An 8,682-nucleotide genomic window follows, 5' to 3' on the forward strand; every position below is an offset into this window, starting at 1 on the left:
TACGCACGTCACTGTGCAACAATCAACGCGTTAGTGATCGTAACGAAAACGAAATTTCTCTTGTTCGGTTGCGGCTTTGGCCAGGATCCACTGTCGAAAGGCGGCTATTTTACCCAGTTCTGCCTGACTGTCATGACAAACCAGATAAAAAGCATTTTTACTGACCAATACGTCATTAAAAGGACAGACCAGACGACCCGCTTCAATTTCGCTCTGCGCCATCACATTATTCGCCAGCGCCACGCCCTGACCGTGAATCGCCGCCTGCAACACCATCGCGCTGTGACTGAAAATCGGTCCCTGCTGCACGTTAATGTGCTGCAAGCCTAGCTGGCGGATATAGGATTGCCAGTCACGGCGTGAGGCATCGTGCAGCAGTGTGAAGTGCGCCAGATCAGCCGGTGACTTCAGAGGATGGTCCCCGGTCAGCAATAACGGTGAACAAACCGGCAACAGATATTCCGCGTAGAGTTTCTCCACGCGTAACCCCGGCCAGTTGCCACGACCATAGAAAATCGCCACATCCACATCATCCGCCAGTTTCTCTTCATCGCGGTCAACGGCCTGGATGCGAACATCAATACCCGGATAAGCTGTATTAAAGCTGGAAAGACGTGGCACCAGCCACTGAATGGCAAAGCTCGGCAGCAGGCTAACCGTCAGCGCCCCTTTGGCGCTGCGTGCCTGTAGTTTACGCGTCGCATCGTTCAGCGCGGAGAAAATTTCCTTGATATCCAGATAGTAGCTTTGCCCTTCTTCCGTCAGCAAAAGCGAACGATTCCTCCGGCGAAATAGCTTAAGACCGAGAAAATCTTCCAGAGATTTAATCTGATGGCTGACAGCTGCCTGGGTAACAAACAGCTCCTCAGCAGCTTTGGTAAAGCTTAAATGGCGTGCCGCAGCATCAAAGACGCGTAAAGCATTCAGCGGGGGAAGGCGTTTTGACATGGTTTTCCGTATCCGGATCAACAGAGTAATACTGCAACTTATAACAAGTCATACGGTATTAGTTTTTTTAATCCGAGACATTATAAATTGTCCGTTGAGGAAGCTCCAGCAAATACCTATAGTTGCCGCACTTCCTAAGCCGGAACGAAAAGATTTCTGAAAATGTGCGTTAGTTCGCAGACTTTTGGAGAGCTTTTGGCTTGTGGTCGTGATGTTGTGTTTGCATTTTGATCTGACGATTGCAGATCAAGCTTTTAATTCCTGTAGATTTACCCTGTCTGTCCAAAGTGATTTACATAGCACCGCAAATTGCGGTGCTTTTTTTTATCTGTCGATTACTGCCCCATCTCAACCATCTCTTTGACATCTGAGCGGTTAATCTGCTGCTGGTTGCCATTGGCATCTTTATAGCTGATCATACCGGTATCATCGTCTACTTTAGGTTTGCCAGAAGCAACAATGGTGCGGCCATCATTGGTATGCATCACGTAGTTGCTGGAACAGGCAGCCAGGGTAAAGGCCATGGTACACACGGCCAGCACTGCGGCGAGTTTTTTCATTTTCTATCTCCTTGCAGATTGATTGCATCAAACCACCCGCGAGACGCTGACCAGAGGCAGCTGAAAAAGTGAAATCGACTGGTAAAGGTCGATTTCTAATGCGGGTTTTGGTTTAAACCTTGCAATAACTAGCATAACGCGCTTTCCCAGCTTTGCCAGGTTACAGACCGACTTTCAGTCTGGTCCTAAAAACTCATCACAACAGGCCGGATATGACCATTTTTACGCCCACCGCTTTTCGCCAGCAATTCCCCGCGCTGGCTGATGCTGGTGTCTATCTCGACAGCGCCGCCACCGCCCTGAAACCGCTGGCGGTGATTGAGGCCACGCAACAATTCTATTCCCTGAGCGCCGGGACAGTGCATCGCAGCCAGTTTGCCGCCGCGCGTGCCTTGACAGAACAATATGAACAGGCACGCGGCCTGGTCGCACGCTGGCTGAATGCTGCCGATGACCGACAAATTATCTGGACGCGTGGGACCACTGAAGCCATCAACCTGGTGGCAAACAGCTGGCTGGCTCCGCGTCTGCAACCTGGCGATGAAATTGTGGTGAGCGAGGCGGAGCACCACGCCAATCTGGTGCCCTGGTTGATGGTGGCGCAAGCAAAAGGCGCAAAAGTGGTGAAATGGCCGCTGGGGGCCGATCGCCTGCCCGATATTCAGCAGTTGCCTCACTTACTGAACTCACGTACCCGTCTGCTGGCTATCGGTCAGATGTCGAATGTCACCGGTGGTTGCCCGGACCTGGCGCATGCGATTCAGCTGGCACATGCCGTGGGTGCCAAAGTGATGGTCGATGGTGCGCAAGGTGTGGTGCATTGCGCGCCGGATGTGCAGGCTGAAGATATCGATTTTTATGCGTTCTCCGGCCATAAGTTGTACGGGCCGATGGGTATTGGCGTGCTGTATGGCAAGGCGGAATTACTCGACGCCATGTCCCCCTGGCAAGGTGGCGGCAAAATGTTGACGCAGGTGGATTTCAGCGGTTTCACCCCACAACCGGTGCCGTGGCGTTTTGAGGCGGGTACACCGAATGTGGCAGGGGTGATTGGCTTAAGCGCTGCGCTGCGGTGGCTCAGCCAGCACAACGCGGAAAAGATGGAGATGTGGAGCCAGCAACTGGCAAGCCTCGCCGAAGAACAGCTGAGCGCCCTGCCCGGTTTCCGCAGTTTCCGCTGCGACAGCAGCAGCCTGCTGGCGTTCGATATCGCGGGTATCCATCATAGCGATATCGTCACGCTGCTGGCAGAACATGGCATCGCGTTGCGCGCCGGTCAACATTGCGCCCAGCCCCTGATGGCGGCACTGGGTGTCAGCGGCACGCTGCGTGTCTCGTTCGCCCCCTATAATAATTTGCAGGACGTGGACGCGCTGGTGCGCGCCATGCATAGCGCCATAGATTTACTGAGTGAATAATACAATGAGCACAGCCCTTCTCGCCCCGCACCCGTTTGGTGATCTGATTACCGAGGCCAGCCTGACGGAGAAATTCAGCCATTTTCATCAGTGGGAAGACCGCTATCGTCAGTTGATTCAGCTGAGTCGTCAGTTGCCTGCTTTACCGGAGGATTTAAAATCCGCTGAAATCGAACTGACTGGCTGTGAGAATCGCGTCTGGCTGAGTAGCCAACTACAAAGCAATGGCACCTTGCATTTCTATGGCGACAGTGAAGGTCGCATCGTGCGTGGCTTGCTGGCGGTGCTACTCACCGCGGTGGAAGGGAAAACGCCAGCCGCCCTGCTGCAACAGGACCCACTGGCGCTGTTTGATACGCTCGGCCTGCGCGCTCAGCTCAGCGCCTCTCGCAGCAGCGGATTGCAGGCGCTGGCCGACGCAGTGCAACGTGCCGCACGCCAGCATATTTAATGTTGCCGCGCTGCTCGCGCGAGGAATTTCTTCAACGCGTGTGAAACCGCGATAAAACCAAAGGTCGCGGTCACCATCGTCGCTGCGCCAAATCCGGCGGCGCAATCCATCCGCTTCGGACCTTCTGCGGTGCTGCGGGATGCGCAGACGCTGCCGTCTGGTTGCGGATAGACCAGTGCCTCCGTCGAAAACACGCAATCGATGCCCAGCTTACCTTTGCTGTTCTTCTTCACACCAAAATCGTTTTTCAAACGCTCACGGAGTTTCGCCGCCAGCGGATCCTGAATGGTCTTCGCCAGATCGCTTACCTGGATCTGCGTCGGATCAATCTGTCCACCGGCACCACCGGTGGTGATCAACGGAATCTTGTTGCGCCGACACCAGGCAATCAGCGCCGCTTTTGGCCGTACGCTATCGATCGCATCGATCACATAATCGAAGCCGACCGGCAGCAGTTCTGCGGTGTTTTCCGGTGTGATGAAATCATCGATACAGATGACCTCGCATTCCGGGTTAATCGCGCGGATACGCTCCGCCATCACCTCAGTTTTTGCCTGGCCCACTTTGCCCTGCAACGCATGAATCTGCCGGTTAGTATTGGTGATACAGACATCGTCCATATCAATCAGGGTGATTTTACCGATGCCGGTACGCGCCAGTGCCTCTGCCGCCCAGGAACCCACACCGCCAATGCCAATCACGCAAAAATGGGCGTCGGCAAAACGCTGCAACGCATCCTGCCCATACAGACGCGCCGTGCCGCCAAAGCGTTGTCGCCAGGCGTCGCTAACCACTGTCATAACAAACCTTACTGATCGTGCGGGCGATAACGCCCGCAGAGGAAAATTTAATTGGAACCTAACAACAACGAACCATTATTGCCGCTTTGTGCGGTGCTGAACAGCGGTTGACCGGCTCCCGGAGCCGCTTTCAGCACCCAGACACGACCATAATGGTTGTAGAAACCAGCCAGATGAGCGGCATCCGGGCCGACGCCCTGATAGATGTCAAAATGCTGGCCTTTAATCGCACCACCGACATCCAGCGCCACCATCAGACGCATTTCATACTTACCGTTAAACTTGCCCTTCTCGTTTAACTGCGGCACTTCCGCCAGCAGCGCCGTCCCGGCTGGGATCAGCGAACGGTCAGAGGCCACCGAAGCCTTGGCTATCAGCGGCACGGCGCTGGCACCACGTACCGGTACATACTCTTCCGGTTTGAAGAACACGAAAGATTGGTTGGTTTCCAGTAGTGCACGCACCTCTTCTGGTGAATGTGTCTGCGCCCACTGACGAATCGCCTGCATCGACATATCTTCGCGTTTCACTTCACCGCGATCGATCAGCTCTTTACCAATGCTATGGTAAGCCCAGCCGTTTTTACCGCCGTAACCAAAGAAGCGCAGTGGCCGCCCATCGCCGAAGTCGACATAGCCGCTGCCCTGAACATCCATCATAAAGTTGTCGATCAGCGAGTTGCTGTAAGCAATAACATAACGATCATCGAGGCCGCCGCTATAGATAGAAGCGCGGCTGGGTAATTTTTGCCCACTGCGGCGAGGCGGCATACGATAAATCGGGTACTGGAATTCGCCCTGACGGGTATAACGCGCTTCGACCACCGGGGTGTAGTAACCGGTGAACTGCACGTTGCCGTAGTTATCCGTCCCTTCCATCTGATAAGCGTTAAGGCCGAATTGACGCAACTGGCGGGTATCACCGCCTGACATCAGCCAGTTTTCAATCGCGCTGTAGGTACCGGTGTTGCGGCCATACAACCCGGAGGACGCAGACTGAATCTGACGAACCTGATCGCCAAAGTCCCGACCATTGACCGGACGCCCTTTCGCATTCGGCTGGTTCACCAGGCCCAGCGGCTGATCCAACTTGCCATCTATATATTGCTGACCACGATCCGTAGGTTTGGAGCTACAACCCGCCAACAGCGCGAGAAATGCGCCAGTAAGTGCATACTTCACACGATTTGCTTTCATGACCTTCTCTTTTTATCGATAGTTTGCATGGCGACGATAGCAAAGGGGCCGACAGAATGAAATCCGCCACCCAGTGCGACCTTGATATACGTACAATAAATAACCTATTGGGGGTTTTATTCACCAACTGGCTGTAAATTTTGTGCTTTCTGTCAAAAAGGGGTTGCATCGCGGCGCGTGCGGAGTATAGTGCGCATCCACGGACGCGGGGTGGAGCAGCCTGGTAGCTCGTCGGGCTCATAACCCGAAGGTCGTCGGTTCAAATCCGGCCCCCGCAACCAACTCTTCTTAGATGAAGAGAGACAATGTGAAAAGTCGCACAGCGACAGACGGACGCGGGGTGGAGCAGCCTGGTAGCTCGTCGGGCTCATAACCCGAAGGTCGTCGGTTCAAATCCGGCCCCCGCAACCAATACAAATAAGCACCTTAACGGGTGTTTTTTTGTTTTTATCGTCTGGAGAATCGCGGCATCCTTGCCACAACCATCAGCGATGCGCCAGCACCGCTCCCTTCTCGAAATACGCTTTGATGCCATGCAGAATGGCTTCCGCTACCTGATGCTGGTAACGCGCCGTACGTAGCTTCCTTTCTTCTTCCACATTACTGATAAACGCCGTCTCCACCAGAATCGACGGGATATCCGGCGCTTTTAACACCGCAAAACCGGCCTGATCCACCGTGCGTTTATGCAGATGGTTGATGTGCCCCATGCGCGACAACACCTCTTTACCAAACTTCAGGCTGTCATGAATGGTCTGACGCTGCACCATATCGAACATGGTGTGGTCGAGATAACGGTCGCCGCTCATGCTGACGCCACCAATCAAGTCTGATTCATTCTGGGTTTGTGCCAGAAAGCGTGCCGCAGCAGAGGTTGCGCCGCTGGTGGAAAGAGCAAACACTGACGAACCGCGCGCCGCGCGGCTGGTAAAGGCATCGGCGTGAATTGACACAAACAAATCCGCACGCTGCTTGCGCGCTTTTGCCACCCGGACACGCAACGGGATAAATACGTCTTCGTTGCGCGTCATATAGGCTTTCATATTGGGTTGTTTGTCGATCAGCGCCTTCAGATAGCGCCCCATCTTCAACACAATATCTTTTTCACGCGTTTTATATTTGCCATGCGCGCCAGGATCTTCCCCGCCATGCCCTGGATCGATCATGATGATAATCGGGCGGTCCCGTCCGGCTTTACCCGGTAACGGGGCCTGCGCAGGTTGATCGCGATCCAGATCGCCCTGATTGTAATCCTGGAGTAACGCCAGTAAGGGATCCTCTTCCGACTGACGCTGGCTGGGATAAAGATCGACCACCAACCGATGCTTAATCCCCGCGACCGGATCGAGGGTGAAACTGCGTGGTGCCACGCTGCGCTTCAGTTCCAGTACAATACGCACCGTATTGGGATCGAACTGCCCCACGCGGGCCGTTTTGATATAGGGATCATCAACGCGCACCAGTTTATCGACGCCTTTCAGCACCGGATTGATATGCAGATTGTTGATGTCGATAACCAGACGGTCGGGATGACTCAGCGTGAATTGTTTGTATTGCAGGGGAACATTGGATTCCAGCGTAACGCGCGAGTACGTCGACGAAGGCCAGATGCGCACGGCCACAATATGCTGGCTGGCCGCCAGCCCGCTGCGCGTCACGCTCAGCAACCATAGCGCGCCCGCTCCCTGCAATAATCGTCGGCGTGAAAAAAAAGGATTTACGTCAAACATGCCTCTCCAGCTACTGCGTAATGTCTAAAATATCGCCAGTTGAGTAAAAGAAGATGAAAACTTTAGCCAGTCCCTGGTGCCTTCCCACTCAGGAAAAGCCAGATAATGCAGGCTGTTAGCGCAGGTTGCATCAGAAAATTCGTAAAGTAACGTCAGGCTCGCCGCTTGCATTACGGCGCAATAAAGCATAAAAATACAAAAAATTCGAATAACCATTCACAGAGGGTTTGCCGTGAAGGAACGTAGTACTGAACTGGTTCAGGGTTTTCGCCATACCGTTCCCTATATAAATGCCCACCGTGGCAAGACCTTTGTCATTATGCTGGGTGGCGAGGCCATCGAGCATGATAACTTCTCCAGCATCGTTAACGACATCGGTCTGTTGCATAGCCTTGGCATCCGCCTGGTGGTGGTTTACGGCGCCCGTCCGCAGATTGATGCCAGCATGGCACAGCATCAACTGGAGCCGACTTATCATAAACATACGCGTGTTACCGATGCGCAATCGCTGGAGCTGGTGAAACAGGCGGCAGGTCGTTTACAGCTGGATATCACCGCGCGTCTGTCGATGAGCCTGAACAACACCCCTTTGCAGGGCGCGCATATTAACGTGGTCAGCGGCAACTTCATCATCGCCCAACCTCTTGGCGTCGATGATGGCGTGGATTACTGCCACAGTGGACGCATTCGTCGTATCGACGAAGAGGCAATCCATCGTCAGCTGGATAACGGGGCGATTGTGCTGCTTGGTCCGGTTGCTGTTTCCGTTACCGGTGAGAGTTTTAACCTGACTTCAGAAGAAGTCGCTACCCAACTGGCGATCAAACTGAAAGCGGAAAAAATGATCGGCTTCTGTTCTGAACAGGGCGTGACCAACCGCGATGGCAATATCATTTCCGAACTGTTCCCGAACGACGCCCAGGCGCGTATTGATGAAATGGAAAACGAAGGTGATTTCCTTTCTGGCACGGTGCGTTTTCTGCGTGGCGCAGTCAAAGCCTGCCGCAGCGGCGTGCGTCGCAGCCATTTAATCAGCTATCAGGAAGATGGCGCGCTGTTGCAGGAGTTGTTCTCGCGTGACGGTATCGGCACACAGATTGTCATGGAGTCTGCCGAACAGATTCGTCGTGCCACCATCAATGATATTGGTGGCATTCTGGAGCTGATTCGCCCGCTGGAACAACAAGGGATTCTGGTACGTCGTTCTCGCGAGCAACTGGAAATGGAGATCGACAAGTTCACCATCATCGAACGCGATAACCTGACCATTGCCTGCGCGGCACTCTACCCGTTCCCGGACGAACAGATTGGCGAGATGGCCTGTGTGGCCGTTCATCCGGATTATCGTAGCTCGTCACGCGGCGAAGCACTGCTGCAACGTGTGGCATTGCAGGCACGGCAGATGGGTCTGAAAAAGCTGTTCGTGCTCACCACCCGCAGCATTCACTGGTTCCAGGAACGCGGCTTCACACCGGTGGACATTGAATCGCTGCCGGAGAGCAAGAAAAAAATGTACAACTATCAGCGCCGCTCTAAGGTGTTGATGGCAGATTTGCGCTAACTGTTCCGCCTGCCGTAG

The 8,682-nt window shown here is 54.0% G+C and carries 8 protein-coding genes and 2 tRNA genes; 5 read left to right on the forward strand and 5 right to left on the reverse strand.

All coding sequences use genetic code 11. The features are described 5' to 3' along the window. Positions 1–30 precede the first annotated feature (30 nt). Both AC6I8R_RS16405 and AC6I8R_RS16410 read right to left on the reverse strand, forming a co-directional pair. Positions 31–948: a transcriptional regulator GcvA gene (locus AC6I8R_RS16405; protein ID WP_013510265.1), complete on the reverse strand. Its 918-nt coding sequence runs from the start codon at positions 946–948 to the stop codon at positions 31–33. A 335-nt stretch (positions 949–1,283) separates the two neighbouring features. Continuing rightward, entirely contained in the window at positions 1,284–1,508 is a 225-nt protein-coding gene (locus AC6I8R_RS16410; protein ID WP_013510266.1) for a YgdI/YgdR family lipoprotein, read from the reverse strand. Positions 1,509–1,720: 212 nt separating this feature from the next. Here AC6I8R_RS16410 and csdA point away from each other — a divergent pair, with 212 nt between their 5' ends. Both csdA and csdE read left to right on the forward strand, forming a co-directional pair. Continuing rightward, a complete protein-coding gene (csdA, locus tag AC6I8R_RS16415) occupies positions 1,721–2,926 on the forward strand; it encodes a cysteine desulfurase CsdA (protein ID WP_497832590.1) in 1,206 nt (401 codons plus the stop codon). Positions 2,927–2,930: 4 nt separating this feature from the next. Beyond that, positions 2,931–3,377, forward strand: coding sequence for a cysteine desulfurase sulfur acceptor subunit CsdE (gene csdE, locus AC6I8R_RS16420; protein ID WP_415173277.1), 447 nt, complete (start codon positions 2,931–2,933; stop codon positions 3,375–3,377). Here csdE and tcdA read toward each other — a convergent pair. Continuing rightward, the gene (tcdA, locus tag AC6I8R_RS16425; protein ID WP_021184558.1) at positions 3,374–4,177 is read right to left on the reverse strand and encodes a tRNA cyclic N6-threonylcarbamoyladenosine(37) synthase TcdA; all 804 of its coding nucleotides are present in this window, start codon (positions 4,175–4,177) and stop codon (positions 3,374–3,376) included. The two genes, csdE and tcdA, sit on opposite strands and share 4 nt — an antisense overlap. 47 nt (positions 4,178–4,224) lie before the next feature. Beyond that, on the reverse strand, positions 4,225–5,373 hold the full coding sequence (gene mltA / locus AC6I8R_RS16430; RefSeq protein WP_021184559.1) for a murein transglycosylase A: 1,149 nt from the start codon (positions 5,371–5,373) through the stop codon (positions 4,225–4,227). Positions 5,374–5,577: 204 nt separating this feature from the next. On the opposite strand from mltA, the gene AC6I8R_RS16435 reads away from it, so the two are divergent. Together AC6I8R_RS16435 and AC6I8R_RS16440 are read left to right on the forward strand one after the other, a co-directional pair. Next, a tRNA-Met gene (locus tag AC6I8R_RS16435) sits at positions 5,578–5,654 on the forward strand. A gap of 53 nt (positions 5,655–5,707) precedes the next feature. Next, positions 5,708–5,784: transfer RNA gene (locus AC6I8R_RS16440), tRNA-Met, on the forward strand. A gap of 74 nt (positions 5,785–5,858) precedes the next feature. On the opposite strand, the gene amiC is transcribed toward AC6I8R_RS16440, so the two are convergent. Continuing rightward, the gene (amiC, locus tag AC6I8R_RS16445) at positions 5,859–7,103 is read right to left on the reverse strand and encodes an N-acetylmuramoyl-L-alanine amidase AmiC (RefSeq protein WP_415175228.1); all 1,245 of its coding nucleotides are present in this window, start codon (positions 7,101–7,103) and stop codon (positions 5,859–5,861) included. Between the two features lie 232 nt (positions 7,104–7,335). Here amiC and argA point away from each other — a divergent pair, with 232 nt between their 5' ends. Then, positions 7,336–8,664 carry an amino-acid N-acetyltransferase gene (gene argA, locus AC6I8R_RS16450; protein ID WP_021184562.1) on the forward strand — a complete coding sequence of 443 codons (1,329 nt, stop codon included), beginning with the start codon at positions 7,336–7,338 and terminating at the stop codon, positions 8,662–8,664. Positions 8,665–8,682: the final 18 nt, after the last annotated feature.

The sequence above is a fragment of the Pantoea sp. X-Soil-OKNW-713 genome, from assembly GCF_059730685.1.